This is a genomic window from Streptomyces sp. NPDC046866 (assembly GCF_040704625.1).
GTDB lineage: Bacteria > Actinomycetota > Actinomycetes > Streptomycetales > Streptomycetaceae > Streptomyces.
The window spans coordinates 214,109-231,047 of record NZ_JBEYXN010000010.1 but is presented as its reverse complement, the minus strand read 5'-3'; the positions used below and the strand labels follow the sequence as shown (position 1 = coordinate 231,047).

The 16,939-nt window shown below is 74.7% G+C and carries 18 protein-coding genes; 8 read left to right on the top strand and 10 right to left on the bottom strand.

Translation table 11 applies throughout. The features are described 5' to 3' along the window. On the bottom strand, positions 1 to 545 hold a 545-nt coding region (locus AB0953_RS17915; RefSeq protein ID WP_366860433.1), incomplete at its 3' end, for a hypothetical protein. Between the two features lie 400 nt (positions 546 to 945). Here AB0953_RS17915 and AB0953_RS17910 point away from each other — a divergent pair. Beyond that, positions 946 to 1,947 carry an alpha/beta fold hydrolase gene (locus AB0953_RS17910; RefSeq protein WP_366860432.1) on the top strand — a complete coding sequence of 334 codons (1,002 nt, stop codon included), beginning with the start codon at positions 946 to 948 and terminating at the stop codon, positions 1,945 to 1,947. Positions 1,948 to 2,016: 69 nt separating this feature from the next. Here the strand turns inward: AB0953_RS17910 and AB0953_RS17905 are convergent, their stop codons facing one another. Together AB0953_RS17905 and AB0953_RS17900 are read right to left on the bottom strand one after the other, a co-directional pair. Then, complete coding sequence (locus tag AB0953_RS17905) at positions 2,017 to 3,663, bottom strand: hypothetical protein (protein ID WP_366860431.1); 1,647 nt, start codon at positions 3,661 to 3,663, stop codon at positions 2,017 to 2,019. Between the two features lie 51 nt (positions 3,664 to 3,714). Continuing rightward, positions 3,715 to 5,886, bottom strand: a complete 2,172-nt coding sequence (locus tag AB0953_RS17900; RefSeq protein ID WP_366860430.1) for a hypothetical protein — start codon at positions 5,884 to 5,886, stop codon at positions 3,715 to 3,717. Positions 5,887 to 6,238: 352 nt separating this feature from the next. On the opposite strand from AB0953_RS17900, the gene AB0953_RS17895 reads away from it, so the two are divergent. From AB0953_RS17895 to AB0953_RS17885, 3 genes are all read left to right on the top strand, one after another. Continuing rightward, positions 6,239 to 6,586, top strand: a complete 348-nt coding sequence (locus tag AB0953_RS17895) for a hypothetical protein (RefSeq protein ID WP_366860429.1) — start codon at positions 6,239 to 6,241, stop codon at positions 6,584 to 6,586. Between the two features lie 110 nt (positions 6,587 to 6,696). Further along, positions 6,697 to 7,833, top strand: a complete 1,137-nt coding sequence (locus tag AB0953_RS17890) for a site-2 protease family protein (protein WP_366860428.1) — start codon at positions 6,697 to 6,699, stop codon at positions 7,831 to 7,833. Positions 7,834 to 7,875: 42 nt separating this feature from the next. Further along, on the top strand, positions 7,876 to 8,616 hold the full coding sequence (locus tag AB0953_RS17885; protein ID WP_366860427.1) for a PP2C family serine/threonine-protein phosphatase: 741 nt from the start codon (positions 7,876 to 7,878) through the stop codon (positions 8,614 to 8,616). Positions 8,617 to 8,700: 84 nt separating this feature from the next. Here the strand turns inward: AB0953_RS17885 and AB0953_RS17880 are convergent, their stop codons facing one another. Beyond that, positions 8,701 to 9,519 carry a LysR family transcriptional regulator substrate-binding protein gene (locus AB0953_RS17880; RefSeq protein ID WP_366860426.1) on the bottom strand — a complete coding sequence of 273 codons (819 nt, stop codon included), beginning with the start codon at positions 9,517 to 9,519 and terminating at the stop codon, positions 8,701 to 8,703. 37 nt (positions 9,520 to 9,556) lie between these two features. On the opposite strand from AB0953_RS17880, the gene AB0953_RS17875 reads away from it, so the two are divergent. Together AB0953_RS17875 and AB0953_RS17870 are read left to right on the top strand one after the other, a co-directional pair. Then, the gene (locus AB0953_RS17875; protein ID WP_366860425.1) at positions 9,557 to 9,991 is read left to right on the top strand and encodes a DUF5997 family protein; all 435 of its coding nucleotides are present in this window, start codon (positions 9,557 to 9,559) and stop codon (positions 9,989 to 9,991) included. 177 nt (positions 9,992 to 10,168) lie between these two features. Next, complete coding sequence (locus AB0953_RS17870) at positions 10,169 to 10,855, top strand: beta-glucanase (RefSeq protein ID WP_366860424.1); 687 nt, start codon at positions 10,169 to 10,171, stop codon at positions 10,853 to 10,855. A 76-nt stretch (positions 10,856 to 10,931) separates the two neighbouring features. Here AB0953_RS17870 and AB0953_RS17865 read toward each other — a convergent pair whose 3' ends face one another. The 6 genes from AB0953_RS17865 to AB0953_RS17840 all read right to left on the bottom strand — a co-directional run bounded on the left by AB0953_RS17865 (position 10,932) and on the right by AB0953_RS17840 (position 15,218). Beyond that, positions 10,932 to 11,663: a carbonic anhydrase gene (locus AB0953_RS17865; protein ID WP_366860423.1), complete on the bottom strand. Its 732-nt coding sequence runs from the start codon at positions 11,661 to 11,663 to the stop codon at positions 10,932 to 10,934. A gap of 161 nt (positions 11,664 to 11,824) precedes the next feature. After that, positions 11,825 to 12,112 (bottom strand): SHOCT domain-containing protein, encoded by a 288-nt coding sequence (locus AB0953_RS17860; RefSeq protein ID WP_366860422.1) that lies wholly within the window; start codon positions 12,110 to 12,112, stop codon positions 11,825 to 11,827. A 176-nt stretch (positions 12,113 to 12,288) separates the two neighbouring features. Next, positions 12,289 to 12,954 carry a response regulator transcription factor gene (locus AB0953_RS17855; RefSeq protein ID WP_366860421.1) on the bottom strand — a complete coding sequence of 222 codons (666 nt, stop codon included), beginning with the start codon at positions 12,952 to 12,954 and terminating at the stop codon, positions 12,289 to 12,291. Further along, positions 12,951 to 14,177 (bottom strand): sensor histidine kinase, encoded by a 1,227-nt coding sequence (locus AB0953_RS17850; RefSeq protein ID WP_366860420.1) that lies wholly within the window; start codon positions 14,175 to 14,177, stop codon positions 12,951 to 12,953. The genes AB0953_RS17855 and AB0953_RS17850 overlap by 4 nt, the downstream gene beginning before the upstream one ends. 334 nt (positions 14,178 to 14,511) lie before the next feature. Continuing rightward, positions 14,512 to 14,733 carry a helix-turn-helix transcriptional regulator gene (locus AB0953_RS17845; protein ID WP_366860419.1) on the bottom strand — a complete coding sequence of 74 codons (222 nt, stop codon included), beginning with the start codon at positions 14,731 to 14,733 and terminating at the stop codon, positions 14,512 to 14,514. After that, a complete protein-coding gene (locus AB0953_RS17840) occupies positions 14,733 to 15,218 on the bottom strand; it encodes a DUF2975 domain-containing protein (protein ID WP_366860418.1) in 486 nt (161 codons plus the stop codon). Before AB0953_RS17840 ends, AB0953_RS17845 begins: the two co-directional genes overlap by 1 nt. Before the next feature lie 147 nt (positions 15,219 to 15,365). On the opposite strand from AB0953_RS17840, the gene AB0953_RS17835 reads away from it, so the two are divergent. Further along, positions 15,366 to 16,124 carry a 3-hydroxybutyrate dehydrogenase gene (locus tag AB0953_RS17835; RefSeq protein WP_366860417.1) on the top strand — a complete coding sequence of 253 codons (759 nt, stop codon included), beginning with the start codon at positions 15,366 to 15,368 and terminating at the stop codon, positions 16,122 to 16,124. 128 nt (positions 16,125 to 16,252) lie between these two features. Next, complete coding sequence (locus AB0953_RS17830) at positions 16,253 to 16,936, top strand: HAD family acid phosphatase (RefSeq protein ID WP_366860416.1); 684 nt, start codon at positions 16,253 to 16,255, stop codon at positions 16,934 to 16,936. Positions 16,937 to 16,939 lie beyond the last annotated feature (3 nt).

The window sequence follows — 16,939 nt, the reverse complement described above, 5'->3', positions numbered from 1 at the left end:
CCTCCGGGCCGACCCTGGGCGCGCACTTCCACAGCACCTCGGGCAACCGCACGGACGGCCCGTGGCCCTACACGGTCGAAGCTGACCGACGAGGCCTTGTCGTTCATGCCGTCACCGACGTACGCGTTGTAGCCGTGGTAGGTCTGGCTGGCGCCGCGGAAGTCCTTGTGCTCCCACAGGGTGATGGGGCAGGTGATGCCCTGGGCGGAGCTGACCACGTCGTTCCAGCCCCACTTGGACAGGTCGTTGAATTCGGGGTAGCGCCAGTTGCAGCCGACGCTGCCGCGGAAGGTGAACTCGCTGCCGCCGGAGTTGGCGTCGCTCCAGATCTTCCCCAGGTCCTTGTACTCCGCCTGGGCGCCCAGCTCGGCGGCCTGGGCGCGGGTCGCGAAGCAGCCTCCCTCTCCGGTGTCGACGACATAGGTGCAGAACTTCGCCGCCTTCGGGGCCGGCGCCGGTCCGGCTGCGGCCGCCGGGACGACGGAGGTCGCGGTGACGGCGAGGGCGGCCGCGCCGAGGGCGAGGGCGGTTCGGACGATGCGCATGAATGCTCCTCAAATCGGTAGGACGTGCGCTGGGAGACATGAATCGCTGTGAAGCGCGACATGACTCAACATTCCGCCGCTCGCGCCCGTCGAGAGGGCGAAGGTGCTGCTGGCACATTCCGACCGGCGGCCGCAGGGCTGCGGGCCTCCGCCCGGTTGGCCGAATCCGCGAGTCGCGTACACGGGCCCCTCCGGCGGACCTCGCCGTGGTCCCGTCACGGGTGGGACGCAGTCTCAGCGGAGTGGCCGAAGTGGCACCCATCCGGACGAACCGACCACCGGTCGGCGATTGTCCGGTTCTCAATGAACAGGGAAGGAATGCCCCACCGCTTGCAGATCGCTCCCGTTTGGCCGAAAGGCGACGCCCTGAAGGCTGTTACTCATGAGTAACCTCTGGTCCATGAGCGACATGAGCCAAGCACACGAAGCACCTGGCACCACCGGCCGGCGGCAGTCCCGCCGCACGGTCCTGAGAGCAGCCGTGGCCGGCGCCGGAGCAGTGGCGGCGGTGGGCGCGGGCGGGGCGGCCGCCGAGGCGGCCTCCGGCCCCGCCCGGCCGGTGACGTTCGTCCTGGTCCACGGCTCCGGCAGCAACTCGTACGCCTGGAACCCGGTGGCCGCCGAACTCGCCCTGCGCGGGCACCGCGTCGTGGCGGTCGACCTGCCCGGTCACGGCCACGGCGCCTCCTACCCGCTCTCCTACCAGAGCCCGCAGGACCCGGAGCGGCTGCGCACGGAGCCCTCCCCGCTGGGCAGGATCACGCTCGCGGACAACGCCGCCCACGTGACCGCCGTGGTGCGCCGGGCGCGCCGCAACGGCCCGGTCGTCCTGGTGGGCCAGAGCCTCGGCGGCGCCACCGTCAACGCGGTGGCCAACCAGGTGCCCGAGCTCCTCTCCCACCTGGTGTACGCCTCGGCGTTCTGCCCCACGCGGCACACGTCGGTGCTGGAGCTGATGATGACCCCGCAGGCGGCCACCAGCGCCCTCTTCCGGATGACCGCGGTGCCCACTCCCCCGGAGCTGGGGGTCAACCGCGTCAACTGGCGCTCCAACGACCCGGCGTTCTTCGCGGCCGTCAAGGACGCCCTCGGCGCCGACTACCCCGACGACGAGGTCCGTGCCCTGATGAACATCCTGGAGCCCGACGAGTCGGCCGCGATCTCGACCGGCGACTCCCGCGGCCTGCCGGACCGGTGGGGGCGCGTCCCGCGCACCTTCCTGAAGTTCACCGAGGACCGGGCGATCCCGCCGGTGCTCCAGGACCTGATGATCAGGGAGGCCGACGGGCTGACCCCGGGCAACCGGTTCCGCGTACGCGCCCTCGCGGCCCCGCACGCAGGACCGCGCGACCCGGGCGTGCTGGCCGGGGAGCTGGAGCTGGTCGCGCGCCTGTGCCACTGAGCGGGCGACCGGCGCGAGGGGCGGCGGGCCGGCCGGGCCCGCCGGACCGGCCGCCGCCCCGCCGTCGGCTCAGCAGCCCGGGGCCCCCGTGCCGCCCTTCTGCGGCAGACTCAGGTTGGGCGCGGAGCTCGGCCAGGTCAGTGACACCGTCTTGGTCGTCCCGTCCGGATCGAGCTGCACGATGGGGGCCGGTTTGCCGACCGGGTTGCCGTCGCTGCCGAACGAGAGCCAGCCGCTGGCCCCGGGCAGCATCTGCGCGCAGTAGAACTGGTGCAGGATGCCCGTCTCCAGGCCCGGGTTCTTCAGGCCCGCCTCGTCGTGCCGGGCTGCGCTGATCGCGGCCACGGCGGCGTCGTGGGTCAGCATCGCCTGGCCGCTGGCGAGGTCGGCGGGGTCGAAGGCGAGCGGCGGCAGCGCGCCCTCGGTGGTGGCCAGCGGCTGCTTCGTACACGGGTCGGGCCGCCCGGTGAACGCCGACCAGAACTGGTCGTAGTTGCGCTTGGCGTCCGAGCCGGGGCAGTCGGTCCCCCATTCGTCCGGGCTGGCCAGCGCCGTGTACGCCACCGTCACCCGGCCCGAGGCGACCCCCTTGAGCACCGCGTCGTCCCGGATGGCCTCCGAGGCGTCGTCGCCCACCAGGACGTGCAGCCGGGCGATGCCGCACGGCGCGCCCTGCACCCAGTTCTGCACGAAGGCCCCCAGGTCGCGGCCGCGCCCGGCGAAGTACACGACGGACGGGGCGGCCTGGCACAGGTTGGCGTGCATCAGGTTGAACTGCTGCACCAGGTAGTCCTGCCGGCCGGCGCCGGCCGGCAGGGAGCGCGGCGAGGTGTACGGCAGTACGGTCACCGTGCGGCCCGGTGCCTGGAAGCGGGTCTTGGCCTCCGCCGCCAGGGTGGCGGTGTAGTCGTCGTCGGCGACGCTGTCCGCGACGACGGCCATCGAGGTGACGGCGGGGCTCAGCCCCGCCACGTACTGGCTCGCCGCGATCACCGAGTCGGTGTTGGTCGGCGAGACGCGGAACATGTCGGGGATCGGCTTCCTGCCCGACGGGTCGGCGGGGTCCAGGTTCATGGAGTTGCCGGTGACGGTCGAGCCGATGACGGGGATGTGCAGCCGGGAGGAGATGGCCGCGGCGGCCTGGCGGGTCTGCTCGGTGCTCTGGCCGAGGCCGACGACCGCGGAGATGTGCTGGGCGTCGGCGTGCTTCTGGATGCTGTCGACCGCCTTCTGCCAGGAGGCGTACTGGCTGCCCATGTTGGCCAGGTAGAGCTTGACGCCGGGCCGGCTGCCGTACGCGGCCGTGTTGTTGGCCCGCCACACCGCGGTGACCGCGCCCTCGACGTTGTGGTACAGCGACTCGTAGGTCAGCGTGTCCACGTCGTTGACGGGCGAGAGGTTCAGCAGCAGCACCACGGAGGTGGACTCGCCCTTCACCGCGTCGTTTGCGGCGCGGACCGTCTCCTCCAGCTTGCGCATGCGGGCGGGCTCGCCCTTGGTGAAGGCCGTGCTCTCCAGGTTCACCCCCACGCACTGCAGGGGCGAGCCGGCGGCGGTCATCCCCTTCCCGCACGACAGCTCGGGCGGGAAGAGGGCCCTGTAGCCCCAGGCGCCGCCGAAGACGACGCCGGCCAGGAGCAGGACGAGGACGGTCAGGGAGGCCACCGGATGGCGGCGCCACCGGGCGAAGCGGGGAACGTGGACACCTGCGGACATGTGAACTCCTAGCGGTGCGCCCGGCCGCGCCGGCGCGGGGCGCGGAAGGGGTCAGGCGAAGAGGGCGCCCGCCTGCTGGAGGGCGCTGACGTCGAGCAGACGGGAGTTGTGCGAGAGCCGGTCGAAGCACTCTTCGATCTGGCCGTCCCACCGCCGGTTGTGTTCGGTCAGCGGATCGCCGTACAGCCAGAGCAGGGCCAGGAGTTTGGCCGTGGTGACCGCGACGACGTCCCGGCCGGCCTCCTCGATCCCGTCGAGGAGGAATGCGTACGCCTCCGGGGCGGACTGCCGGTGCACCAGGCGGCACGGGGCGGAGGCCAGGTAGTCCAGGAGGCGGACCCAGGCGCGGTGGTCCCGGTCGAAGCGGTCGGAGAGCGCCGCGGCGACGGGGGTGAAGTTGCCGAGGGAGAGCTCGTAGAACAGCTGCTGCTCGTCGCGGGCGACGATGGAGCCCCGGTGGGCGTCCGTCAGGGAGACCAGCGCCCGGGCCTGGTCGGTGAAGACCGCGTGCCACGGGTCGGGCGGCGGCGCGTCCTCGGCGGGGCCGGCCGGGGCGGCGGTCGCCGCCGACAGGGCGGTGAGGGCGCAGCGGCTCAGCCACGGGTGGAGCACGGGCGGCCGGTCGGCGTCGCCCCAGCCGACCTCCCTGATGCGGGAGGGGCGGTGGAAGAAGGTGCTGACCCACAGGTTGCGGCGCAGCAGCTCCAGGCTGCGCGGCAGATCGGCTATCCCGGGCGGTACGCGGGGGTCGTCGGCGGTGCGCATGTCCGCCAGGTAGGCCGCGGCCAGCACCACCGGCGGCGGGGCGGCCCACTGCCGGCCGGGCACGGCCAGCCCCTCCGGCAGGCTCGTCTCCAAAGCGCGCGACCACAGGGGTCTGCCGCCCGGGTCGACGGCGGCGGGCAGCGGTCTGTCGCGTTCGGCGGCGTCGAGGTCGGGCGGGGTGTTCTCGCGCTGCTCCTGGAGGGTGAGGGCGGCGCCCCAGTGGCCGCCGGTCAGGGCGTGGGCGACGGAGGGGGGCAGCGGCCCCGCCAGCGAGGTGCCGTCGTCGATGACCTCCGCGACGCGCTCCTCGGTCATCGGGTCGAGCCACACCGGATACCAGTAGTGCGCCGGGGAGGCCGGGTCGGGGCCGGCCGCGGCGCCCGGCCCCGCCGCCGTCCCGGCAGCCGTCCCCGCAGCCGCAGTCGCCCCCGGGCGGGCGCCGGCCTCGTCCTGGCGGGTCCACGCCGCCCGCGTGGCGCGGGACAGCAGGGGGATGCGGCGCTGCGGGGTCCCGGGCAGCGGGGTGGTGCGCCAGGGTTCGCACCAGCGGCTGGTCCACTCGGGCTGCCACTGGTCGCAGGCGGCCAGGACGACCAGGGGGTCGGCGGCGGCCGTCCCGCCCGGCCCGTTCTGCTCGTTGCGGATGCGCGCGGAGACCAGCGCGGACAGGAACCGGCGGCCGGCCTGGGTCTGGGCGCCGTCGACGAGGAGGACCCAGGCGTGGTCGTGCCGGCCGCGGGCCGCCTCGGCCGCGGGTATCTCGCAGGAGCAGGCCGAGCGCAGGGCCGGATGCCGCTCGGCCTGGTCCTTGACGTCGGCGAGGAAGGCCGACAGCAGCTGCGCCACCGCCGCCGTCCTCGAGGCGGAGCCGAGCCGGATCAGCGCGTCCAGGGAGCCCGCCGCCTCCGCCTCCGGAATGCCGACGTGCCAGCGCAGCGCGTCGCGCAGGCCCCACCGGGCGGTGCTCTGCAGCAGCGATCCGATCACCGGCCGGGCACCGTCGCGTACGGCGGAGACCACCTCGCGCGGACCCTGCACGAGCGGGCTGAGGACGCCCGTGGCCACGACGTCCATCGTGGCGTCCACCGCCTCCTCCACCCGCGAGGCGAAGCGGCCGCGCCGGGTGTTGCGCGTGTACTGCTGGATCAGGCCGCGTATCTGGTCGGTGGCGCGGGCCCGGTCCGGTTCCAGGTCCTCGTTCAGGGCCAGCAGCCCGAGCGCGAAGCGGTGGAAGACCGGGCTGCGGCGCAGCGTGTCCCAGCCGCGCATCATCTGGAAGGCCGCCAGGGCCGCCGCGGACACCGGGTCGAGCGGTGTCTCGTGGAAGTCGAGGTGCGCGTGCACCACCGTCGAGCCACACCCCTGGGACAGCGACCGCAGCATGCTGGTCTTGCCCGAGCGGCGCGGACCGAGCAGGGCCACCACGGGCTGCCGCTGGTCCGGGTACCGCCAGATCATGTGCCGCAGAAAGGCATCCGCCCCGTCCGCGCGGCCGAGCTCCGCCGCCCCGCTCCCCATTTCCGCCCCCCGACTCTTCATGAGACGCACGCGTCGACGACACGGAAGGTAACACCGGGAGGACGAGGAGCGACGGGAATTGCCGCCGATCCCGCCGGCTGCACCGGCCGCGCACGGGCCGGCGGCGCCGGCACGGGCAGGTCCGGTGCAGGCCTCCGCGGCACCGCCGCCGCTCTCCTGCGGATCTTCAGCCGATATTCTGCAACCGCGCCGGCCGCAGCGGAACGGGCCGGCGCGCAGCAGAGAGACCCGATGTACCGGGCCGCCGCGCGCGGCAGGAGATGGAGCCCCGATGGACGTGCAGCACTTCGAGCGGATCACCGCCTTCATCGAGGCGCGGCTCACCCCGCTGTTCGAGGAGTCGACCGGCAGCGAGCGCGGCTTCGCGATGGACGACACCTCGCGCGCGCTGCGCGCCCTGCGCAACGCGGTGCTGGAGGCCTCGGCGGTCAAGGGTCTGATCGAGAAGCGGGCGACGGCCGACGCGGCCCTGCGCCGGGTCATCGACCAGTCCGTGGAGCACCACTGGGACGTGCTGCGCGGCATCGCCCGGCAGTGGGAGGACCACGGCGACTTCCGGCGCGAGTTCAAGCGGCACGCGTGGGAGCTCGACGCGGCCCTGGCCCCGGCGGAGGGCTGAGGCCCCCGCCGAGGGCTGAGCCGGCCGCCGCCCCCGCGTCCCGGCTGCACGCCCGCACCCCGGAGCGACAATGGGGTGTGTGCCGGCCGTCGGGCCGGCGGGAGTGGACGATGAACGGCTCGGTCCCCATCGGACGTGTTGTGGGCGTGCCGCTGCGGATGCACTGGAGCGTGCCGCTGCTGGTCGTGCTGTTCGGGTACGGGCTGGGCCGCCAGACCCTGCCCCTGTGGACCCCGGGGCGCTCCTTGGCCGTGTACACCGCCGCCGCGGCCGCGGGCGCCCTGCTGCTGCTGGGCAGCCTGCTGCTGCACGAGGCGGCGCACGCCGCGACGGCCCGCCGCAAGGACATCTCCGTGCAGGACGTCACCCTGTGGGCGCTGGGCGGGATGACGCGGATGGGCCGGCCGCAGAGCGCCGCGGTGGCGTTCGCGGTCGCGGTCAGCGGGCCGCTCACCAGCCTGGTCATCGGCGGCGCCGCCCTCGGCGCGGGTCTCGGCCTGCGCGGGCTGTCCGGCTGGGCGGCGGTGCCGGCGGCCGTCCTGGTGTGGCTGGGCTGGTCGAACCTCTTCCTGGGCGCGTTCAACCTGCTGCCGGCCGCGCCCCTCGACGGCGGGCGCGTCCTGCAGGCCCTGCTGTGGTGGCGCACCGGCGACCGGGAGCGTGCCGAGCGGGCCGCCGCGCGCAGCGGGCAGGCCGTGGGCATGCTGCTCGCGGCCGCCGGGTGGTTCTCCTTCCTGCGCGGGACGCCGGACGGGCTGTGGCTGGTCTTCGTCGGCCTGTTCATCGCGGTCGTCGCGGCCGCCGAACGCCGTACGACCGAGGTCCGCAGCGCCCTGGAGGGCGTACGGGCCTGCGATGCGATGTCCGGGCCCGTCGCCACGGGCCCCGACTGGCTGGACCTCTCCCGGTTCATCGCGGAGGTGGCCGCGGAATCCCGGCACTCGCTGGTGCCGCTGCTGGACTTCGACGGCCGTCCGAGCGGAGTCGTGGACGTGCGCCGGCTCGCCGCGGTCCCGGCGGCGCAGCGGGAGGAGCTGCGGGCCCGCGACGTGGCCGTCCCGCTGGAGCGGTACGCGGTGGCCGCGCCGGGCGATCCGCTGGCCGGGGTGCTCGACGGGCTCCGGCCGGGCAGGTCCCTGCCCGTGCTGGTGGTGGACGCGGACCGGCTGGTCGGGATCGTCACGGCGTCGGACATCGCCCGGCTGGTGCGGCGGCACGCGCTGGTCGGGGGCCGGGAGCCGGGCTGAGGGGCGGCGGGCCGCCGCCGGCGGCGCGACAATGGGGATGCGATGCCGTACGTAGCCGTGAGCGCCCTGAGCCATGCGGGGCTGATGCGCGACCACAACGAGGACAGCCTCGTGGTGGGACCGTGGACCCTGTGCGCCACCGTCACCCGCACCCCGCAGACGTTCGTGTTCCCCCTCGGCGACCCCCTCGTCGTCGCGGTCGCCGACGGGATCGGCGGGCAGCCGGCCGGCGAGGTGGCCAGCGCGCTGGTGGTACGCCAACTCGCGGCGCTCGGGCCCGCCCTGGACAGCGAGGAGGCCGTGCGGGAGGCGCTCACGCTGTGCGATCGGGCGCTGTACGCGGCCGCCGACAGCGATCCGGGGCTCACCGCCATGGGGACCACGGTCGCGGGAACCGTGGTGCTGGAGGAGTCGCTGATCTCGTTCAACGTGGGCGACAGCCGGGTGCTGGACGCCACGCGGGAGGAGCTGCGCCAGGTGAGCGTGGACGACAATCCGCCGCTCGCGCCCGGGCAGCGCACGACGTCCCTGCTCACCCAGGCCATCGGCGGCGCCCGCCGCAGCACCGGCATCACGCCGCACGTGTCGACCGAGCCGGTCGGGGCGGGGGCCCGCTACCTGGTCTGCTCGGACGGGCTGACCGACCCGGTGCCGGACGGGGAGCTGGACGAGCTGCTGCGGGTCCACGACGACGGCAGGGCCGCGTTCGAACTGTGGCGGGCCGCCATCGAGGCCGGCGGCCCGGACAACATCACCCTGGCCCTGATCCGCATCGGCGCATAGCCCCGCCTGACGCTTCGAAGCCGTGGGCCGGCACATTCAGCCTCGCCCGCGACGGCAGGATGCAGCCGGTCGGTGCGGCGCAGCCTAAGGACGGCGGCGGGGCTTGGCGCCGCCCCGGTTCGGCTTGGCGGTCGAGCCGCCGCGGGCGTTCTTCCCGGATCCGGCGCCCTTGGCGCCCTTGGCGCCCCCGCCCTTCGTTCCGCCGCGCGGGGTCTTCCCCGCGGCGGCCTTGCCCGGCTCCGGCCGCTTGCGCTGCTTCGGCTGGGCCGCGGCGGCGGCCGGCTGCGGGCCGCGGGTGCTGTTCACCGTCCGGCCGCGCACGATGCCGATGAAGTGCTCGATCAGGTCGGGGGTCGGCTCGGCCTCCACCCAGGACAGGGCCACGCGGGACACCGGGGCATCGGTGACCGTCCGGTACGTGAGGTCCTTGCGGTGGTGCAGCCGCGCCAGCGACTGCGGCACCACGAGGACGCCGATCCCTGCCGCGACGAGCTCGATCGCATCGGCGGTCGTCGCCGGCCGCTCGAACGCCGGCTTGCCCGGCAGCTCCGCCTCGTCCCACCCGAGGGTGTCGTCGAGCGGGTGCAGCACGATCTCGTCCGCGAGGTCCCCGGTGGACACTTCCTCCACCGCGGCGACGAGGTGGTCCCTGGGGACGACCACGACGGTCGTCTCGGTGTACAGCGGGATCGCGGACAGGCCGGTCCGGTCCATGGGCAGCCGGACGAACCCCGCGTCGGCACCCCCGTCACGCAGCGTTTCCGGCGCTTCGCCGGCGGACACCTGGAGGAGGGTCAACGGGACGTCGGGCAGGCGCTCGTTCCAGATCCGCACCCACTTGCTGGGCGTCACTCCGGGGACGTACGCGAGCCGGAACGAGGGAGAGCTTTCCGAGCCTGTCACCCGCCCAGGTTACCGGGCGTGGTCAGAACCAGCGCACATGCTCGATATTCTTATCGGCATGACGTCGCACAAGACCGCCCAGACCATGAAGCCCGCCACCGCGGCGAAGAAGCTGGGTGTGTACCTCGAGGCCACCCCCGCGGAGTTCCGGGAGGGTGTCGTGTCCCGCAGCGAGCTGAACGCGCTGCAGGCCGAACCGCCCCAGTGGCTTCAGGACCTGCGACGCAACGGCCCGCACCCGCGCCCCGTGGTCGCGGCCCGGCTCGGGGTCTCCATCGCCGGCCTCGCCCGCGGCGGGGTCACCGAGGCCCTGACCACCGAGCAGATCGATGCCCTGAAGCAGGACAACCCGGAGTGGCTCCAGAAGGAGCGCGCCACGCAGGCCGAGGTCCGCAAGGAAGCAGCCCGCATCAAGGAGCGCAACGCCGAGCGGGCCGAGCGCGCGGAGCGCCGCCGGCAGGACGGCTCCTGACCCGCGCCGCGTCCTGACGGCGGGACGGGCCCGCCCGGGCCTTTCCCGCCCCCCGTACGACCGGGGCACCGCATGCGCCGGGGCAAGCGCCCGCGCACCGGTGCACGTGCCCCCGTTCAGGGCGGCCCCGGCGGGATCCGCCGAATGGGCGGCCTGCCGCCTGGGCAGGCCTTCTGTGTGATCTCGCAACTCCTCGCACGGCTGCGGCGTACGGCCGAGCCCGTGTTCACGGCCGATTTCGCTTCGACAACGCAATGGGTGGCCGGGCGGTCCTGGGCCTATCCCGACGGCGGCCCGGTCAACCCCGGCGACAACAAGCTCGATCACCTCGTCGCCGATCCCTCCTACAGCCGCAGCGGAACGTTCCGCGCCACCCGCCGGCCCGACGGCAACTGGGACGCCGGGCTCCTGACCACCGAGGGCAGCGAACAGGGCTTCCTGCTGCGCGCGGAGGACACCCTCGAGGCCCGCGTCCGGCTGCCCGAGGAGCTCGGCGCCTGGCCGGCGATCTGGACCTGGCGGGACGGCGGCCAGGAGGTCGACGTCTTCGAGTACCACCCCGACAACCCGGATCTGCTGGAACTCTCCAACCACGTGCGCGGCGGCGGCTCGCACTACTTCCGCGACAGCGCGGTGCAGCCCGGCGCCTGGGTCGACCTCAAGGTGAGGTTCGGGGCCAAGTCGGTCGTCTGGTGGGTCAACGGGGCCCGCGTGTACGCCGACCGCAGCGGCGTCGGGCGGCGCTGGCGGGCCTACATCATCGTCAACCTGTCCGTGTGCGCGGGCCGCTACCACCCGGCGCCGGATCCCGACGTCTCGGAAATGTCGTACGAGGTGTCGGAGCTGCGGGTGTACCGGCCCTGACGACGGCCCGCGGATCAGGGGACGGCCCGGCGCCGGGAACGCGGTCCCGGGCCCCGGCCCGCGGGCCTCGCAGGGCTTACGAGGTCAGGATGCGCACCCTCTGGTCGCGCAGGTCGTAGCGGGCGGCGACGACCGCCAGCCGGCCGGCCGCGACCGCCCCGGCGAGGTCCGGCTCGGCCGCGAGCCGCTCGCGGGTGCGGCGGGCGTGCGCGTCGATCGTGGCGGCGACACGGGCCTCGCCGTGCGCGCCGCGGTCGATGGAAGGCCGGATCTGGTCGGCGAGGTACTGGATGTGGGCCGGGAGCCGCTCCCCGGTCTCGTCGGCGTGGACGGCGGCGCCGACCGCCCCGCAGGACTGGTGGCCCAGGACCAGCACGAGGGGTATGTGCAGTTCCAGGACCCCGTACGCGACGCTGCCGAGCACCGCCTCGTCCAGCACCTCGCCCGCCGAGCGCACGGTCAGCAGGTCGCCGAGCCCCTGGTCGAAGACGAGCTCCGGCGGCACCCGGGAGTCCACGCAGCCGAGCACGATCGCGAAGGGGTGCTGGCCCCGGGCGAGCCGGCTGCGCACGGCCGGCGACTCGTCCGGGTGCTGCTGGCGGTACGCGCGCCAGCGCCGGTTGCCCTCGGTCAGCCGGCGCAGCGCCTGTTCGGGGGTGGTGGGCCGGTCGCCGGCCTCCTCGGCGGCCGGGGGGCGCGGACCGGCCGGGGCGGCGGTGGCCGGGAAGACGGAGCCGGAGACGAGGAGGGAGCCCGCGGTCGCCGAGCCGGCGACGGCGGCGCGCAGCAGACCGCGGCGACTGGTCATGGATACGGAATCTGTCCGGGTGTTCGAATGCATCGCGGGACGGTATCCCGCATCCCCGGCCCGCCTCGGGCGGAGGGCCGGGGAATGGCGGGAAAGCGGCCGGGATCGGGCCGGAACGAGACGTCCGTCTCAGGATGCGGGCGATCGAAAGGCGGTCGCGGTCAGTCGCCCTTGCCCCGGCGGCCGAACTGCTCGTCCAGGACGGACAGCCGGCGCCAGTACTCGTCCTCGTCCATCTCGCCTGCCGCGAAGCGCCGTCCCAGGATGGCGATCGGCGAGTTCACGCCGTACGCGCCGGGCGCCGTCGCGGCCCACGGGGCGCGCGGTCCGCGGCCGCCGCGCCACACCGTGCGGCGCAGGACCGTGACGACGCCGATGGCGACGACCGCCCAGACCAGCGGGAAGAAGAGGATCCACGGGCCGGGCCCGCCGTGTGCCAGGGTGTTCATCTCGGTTCAACTCCTCGGACGTGGTTGCCTGTCACCTCCGAGCCTGGCGCTCCGAGGGTGCCCGGGTCGTCGTACGGCGGGCGGCACTGCCCGTACCCCGCGGGGAGCAGCCGCCGGCCGCGGGCACCTGGAGACGGCCCCGTGAGACGGCCCTGGGGGACGGCCACCGGCCCGGGTCAGCCCAGCCAGCCGGGGCGCACCAGCCCCGACTCGTACGCCAGCACCACCAGCTGCGCCCGGTCCCGCGCGCCCAGCTTGACCATGGTCCGGCTGACGTGCGTCTTCGCGGTCAGCGGGCTGACCACCAGGCGGCGGGCGATCTCCTCGTTGGACAGTCCCATGCCCACCAGGGCCATCACCTCCCGCTCCCGCTCGGTCAGCCGCTCCAGCCCCTGCGGCGCGCCGGGACCCCTGGAGCGCGCCGCGAACTCCGCGATGAGCCGGCGCGTCACCCCGGGCGAGAGCAGCGCGTCGCCCGCCACCACCGCCCGTACGGCGCGCAGCAGTTCCGCGGGTTCGGTGTCCTTGACGAGGAACCCGCAGGCGCCTGCGCGGATCGCCTCGAAGACGTACTCGTCGAGCTCGAAGGTGGTCAGCACGACCACCTTCACGGCGGCCAGTGCGGGGTCGCCGGTGATCTCGCGGGTGGCGGCCAGGCCGTCGCGGACGGGCATCCGGATGTCCATCAGGGCGACGTCCGGGCGCAGTTCGCGGGCCCGGCGCACCGCCTCGGCGCCGTCGGCGGCCTCGCCCGCGACCTCGATGTCCGGCTGCGCGTCCAGCAGGGCGCGGAATCCGGCCCGGACGAGCTGCTGGTCGTCGGCGAGCAGTACGCGGATCACCGTTCCTCCTCCTCGGGCGGTACGGGTGGGGCGCCGGGCTCCGGCCCGGGGAGCGGGAGCCGGGCCAGCACGCGGAAGCCGCCGTCCGGGCGGGGTCCGGCCTCGACGGTGCCGCCCTGGGCCGCCGCGCGCTCCCGCATCCCGGTCAGGCCGGTGCCGCTGCCGCCGGCGTCGCCGCCGGTGGCGGGGCCGTCGTCGTCCACCCGCAGTTCGAGCGCGGGCGGGCCCGGCGGGCGGCTGATGCGGATCCGGGCGGTCCGCGCCCCCGAGTGGCGCACGACGTTCGTCAGGGCTTCCTGGAGGATCCGGAAGGCGGCGAGGTCCGCACCCGGCGGCAGTCCGCGGCCGGCCCCCTCCCCCTCGACGCGGACCGCGAGCCCGGCCGCGGCCGCCTGTTCGACCAGTTCGGGCAGGCGGTCCAGCCCGGGCGCGGGCGCACGGGGCGCCTCGCCGGGGGCGCGCAGGGTGTCCAGGACCTGCCGGACCTCGGCGAGGGCCTCCCGGCCGGCCGCCTTGATGACGGTCAGGGCGGTGCGGGCCTGCTCGGGGTCGGTGTCGAGGAGGGCAAGCCCCACGCCCGCCTGCACGTTGATGACGGCGATGCTGTGGGCCAGTACGTCGTGCAGCTCGCGCGCGATCCGCAGCCGCTCCTCGTCCGCCCGCCGCCGCTGCGCCGCGGCCCGCTCGGCCCGGTCCCGGGCCCACTGCTCGCGGCGTACGCGCACCAGCTCGCAGGCGGCCAGCACGGCGATCGCCCAGGCCGTGACACCGGCCTCGGCGCTCCACGGCAGCGGGGCGTCGCCGGGGGGCGGCAGCCCTCGGTAGAGCCGGTGCGCGATCAGCAGGTGTCCGGCCCACAGCGCCCCGACCGCGGCCCAGGCGGCGCGGCGGTGCCCGGCGGCGACGGCGGCCAGGCAGGCCACCGCGACGGCGAGGACCACGGGGCCGTACGGGTAGCCGCCGGCAAGGTAGGCGAGGGTGACGGCGCAGACGCCGTACAGCACGGCCACCGGGTGCCGGTGGCGCAGCAGCAGGAGCGCCGGCCCGAGCAGCAGCAGGCACCGCCCGAGGGCGTCGAGCGGCTCCCGCTCCGGCTGGAGTTGCTGCGCCCAGCCGGTGCCGGCCTGCGCGAGCACCGCCACGGCCAGGGAGGACCGCCAGGGCACCGCCCGGCCCGCGCCGGCCGGGTCCGCCCAGCGCCGCTGCCGCCACCACTCCGCCATGCGGCCACGCTAGACGCCCGCGGACCCCCCGTCGTCCCCCGCCCGGGGCAACTCGGCGTACTCCCCCGGGAGTACCCGGCCGGTGCCCTCCCCCGCGGGTAGGGAAGCGGGCCCCCTGCCGGCCCCGCCCAGATTCGGGCGGAGCCCGGTGCCCCTGGGGCGCCGCCCCAGACCCCGCGCCTCACACGCCGGCGGGGCTGCATTCTGCCGGGCCGCGGCTGCGCAGGGCGCGGGGGCGGATGTGCCCGACTTTGGCTGCGCACGGTGGCGAGGGGGATTGCCGGACCCGGCTGCGAACGGTCGCGGGGTGGGGTGCGGCCCGCGCAGGGGCGGGTCAGCTGCTCGGGGCGTCCTCGGACTCCCAGCGCAGCAGGTCGCCCGGCTGGCATTCGAGCACCTCGCAGAGCGCGGCCAGCGTCGTGAAGCGCACTGCCTTGGCGCGGCCGTTCTTGAGCACCGCCAGGTTGGCGGGCGTGATCCCCACCCGGTCCGCGAGCTCGCCCACGGACATCTTCCGCCTGGCCAGCATCACGTCGATGTCGACGGCGATCGGCATCAGATCACCTCGTCCAGCTCGGCCTGCATCTGCGCCGCTTCGGCGTCCCGCGCGACGGCCTGGGCGAGCAGCATCCGCAGGACGAGCACGATGAGCGCGACCCCCAGGATGGCCAGGCCGATCCCGCCCATGATGACGGTGACGCCGGGGTCCTCCCGCTGGCCCGGCGCGTTGACGGCCGTGACCGCGAACCATGCCAGGGCGGCCGCCGTGATCGCGCCGATCACGCCGTCCACGTACCGGAAGGCGGCGTGGGAGAACACCGTCCCGCGTCGCACCATCGTCACCAGCCGCCACACGCAGACCAGTGCGACCTGGGCCGACACCATCCCCAGGATCGTGATCACGCGCAGCGGCGTCAGCGGCAGCGACCCGTCCTCGGGGTCGGTGGCCAAGGCCCACACCATCAAGGCCTGTACGAACACGGTGCCGGCCAGCACCACCGCGAGCACGGCGCGCAGCGCGCCCACTGTCAGCTTTCCCACGACCCGTCCTTCCATCGACTCACGATGGGAATCTATCGATTTTCGATAGGGCAGGCAAGGGGGTGGCGGAGCGGGCCATGTCTCCGGCCCGGACAGTGGTGCGCCGCGCCATGGGCCGCGGGCGGCCGGCCTCCCTACTGTTCGGCCATGGACAGCCAACTTGCTTCTCTGCGGGGACGCGCCGCACTGGTGACCGGCGGCGGCAGCGGCATCGGGCGGGCCTGTGCGCTCGCCTTGGCCGGGGCAGGCGCCGAGGTCCACGTGGTCGACGTCGACGCGGACTCCGCGCGGGCCGTGGCCGCCCTCGTGGGCGGGCGGGCCCACGTGGCGGACCTTTCCGACCCGGCCGCCGCCGAGCGCCTGCCCGCCGCCGTCGACGTCCTCGTCAACAGCGCCGGCCTGCAGCACGTCGCCCCGCTCGTCGACTTCCCCCCGGACCGCTTCACCCTCATCCAGCAGGTCATGGTGACCGCGCCGTTCCTGCTGATGCGCCGTACGCTCCCGCACATGTACGCGGCCGGCTGGGGCCGGGTGGTGAACATCTCCAGCGTCCACGGACTGCGCGCCAGCGCCTACAAATCGGCCTACGTGGCCGCCAAGCACGCCCTGGAGGGGCTGAGCAAGGTGGCCGCGCTGGAGGGCGCACCGTACGGGGTGACCAGCAACTGCATCAGCCCCGGCTACGTCCGCACCCCGCTGGTCGAGGCCCAGATCGGGCAGCAGGCGGCCGCCCACGGCATCAGCCCCGGCGACGTGGTGAACGACGTCCTGCTGACCCGGTCCGCGATCCGGCGGCTGATCGAGCCCGAGGAGGTGGCGGCCACCGCGCTGTGGCTGTGCGGGCCGCACACGGGGCACGTGACCGGCGCCTCGGTGTCGCTGGACGGCGGGTGGGCGGCCGCCTGACGGCCGGCCGGCGCCGCGCGTTCACCTCCGCGCCTCGAGAAATTACCTACCGACCGGTAGACATGGCGCGTGATCTTGCGGATTCTGGCCGCGTACATGCCAAAGCCCGCCACGAGGAGCGCCCCCACATGCGCAGCCACCGCCCTGCCCACCGCCCCCGTACCCGTTACCGGATCCGCAGTCTCGGCGCCGCCGCCGGCACGGCCGCCGCCACCGCGGTGCTGGTGCTCGGTCCCGCCGCCACGGCGGAGGCGGCCCCCGTCGCCCCCACCGCGACCGCTTCGGCGCCCGGCGGCAACGCCCTCCTCCTCGGCATCGACTACGCCGCCTGGAAGCGCGATGTCGCCGCCGTCATGGCCCCGGCCCGCCCGTACGTGGAGCAGCGCCTCGCCCAGTCCCCGGCCGGCGAGAAGCCCGCCATCGTGCTCGACATCGACAACTCCTCGCTGGAGACGGACTTCCACTGGTTCTGGACCGTCCCGACGCCGGCGATCGCCGAGGTCCGCGATCTGACGCAGTACGCGGACGCGCACGGCGTCGCCGTCTTCTTCGTCACCGCCCGCCCCGGGATCATCGCCTCCCTCACCGAGCGCAACCTCAAGCAGGTCGGCTACCCGGTCTCGGGGCTGTACGTACGGGACCTCCCGGACCTCTTCCAGGAGGTCAGCGCGTACAAGGCGGCCAAGCGCGCCGAGATCGAGGCCCGCGGATACACGATCATCGCCAACATCGGCAACAACCAGAGCGATCTGGTCGGCGGCCACGCCGAGCGCACCTTCAAGCTCCCGGACTACAACGGCAAGCTGTCCTGACCG

What these genes read in the sequence shown, in the direction of transcription:
- AB0953_RS17845 (WP_366860419.1), bottom strand. Translation starts at nt 14,733, where the DNA reads ATGCCGATCGCCGTCGACATCGACGTGATGCTGGCCAGGCGGAAGATG.
- AB0953_RS17900 (WP_366860430.1), bottom strand. Translation starts at nt 5,886, where the DNA reads ATGATCTGGCGGTACCCGGACCAGCGGCAGCCCGTGGTGGCCCTGCTC.
- AB0953_RS17905 (WP_366860431.1), bottom strand. Translation starts at nt 3,663, where the DNA reads ATGTCCGCAGGTGTCCACGTTCCCCGCTTCGCCCGGTGGCGCCGCCAT.
- AB0953_RS17835 (WP_366860417.1), top strand. Translation starts at nt 15,366, where the DNA reads ATGGACAGCCAACTTGCTTCTCTGCGGGGACGCGCCGCACTGGTGACC.
- AB0953_RS17860 (WP_366860422.1), bottom strand. Translation starts at nt 12,112, where the DNA reads ATGAACACCCTGGCACACGGCGGGCCCGGCCCGTGGATCCTCTTCTTC.
- AB0953_RS17910 (WP_366860432.1), top strand. Translation starts at nt 946, where the DNA reads ATGAGCGACATGAGCCAAGCACACGAAGCACCTGGCACCACCGGCCGG.
- AB0953_RS17830 (WP_366860416.1), top strand. Translation starts at nt 16,253, where the DNA reads ATGCGCAGCCACCGCCCTGCCCACCGCCCCCGTACCCGTTACCGGATC.
- AB0953_RS17875 (WP_366860425.1), top strand. Translation starts at nt 9,557, where the DNA reads ATGCTCGATATTCTTATCGGCATGACGTCGCACAAGACCGCCCAGACC.
- AB0953_RS17865 (WP_366860423.1), bottom strand. Translation starts at nt 11,663, where the DNA reads ATGACCAGTCGCCGCGGTCTGCTGCGCGCCGCCGTCGCCGGCTCGGCG.
- AB0953_RS17850 (WP_366860420.1), bottom strand. Translation starts at nt 14,177, where the DNA reads ATGGCGGAGTGGTGGCGGCAGCGGCGCTGGGCGGACCCGGCCGGCGCG.
- AB0953_RS17885 (WP_366860427.1), top strand. Translation starts at nt 7,876, where the DNA reads ATGCCGTACGTAGCCGTGAGCGCCCTGAGCCATGCGGGGCTGATGCGC.
- AB0953_RS17890 (WP_366860428.1), top strand. Translation starts at nt 6,697, where the DNA reads ATGAACGGCTCGGTCCCCATCGGACGTGTTGTGGGCGTGCCGCTGCGG.
- AB0953_RS17895 (WP_366860429.1), top strand. Translation starts at nt 6,239, where the DNA reads ATGGACGTGCAGCACTTCGAGCGGATCACCGCCTTCATCGAGGCGCGG.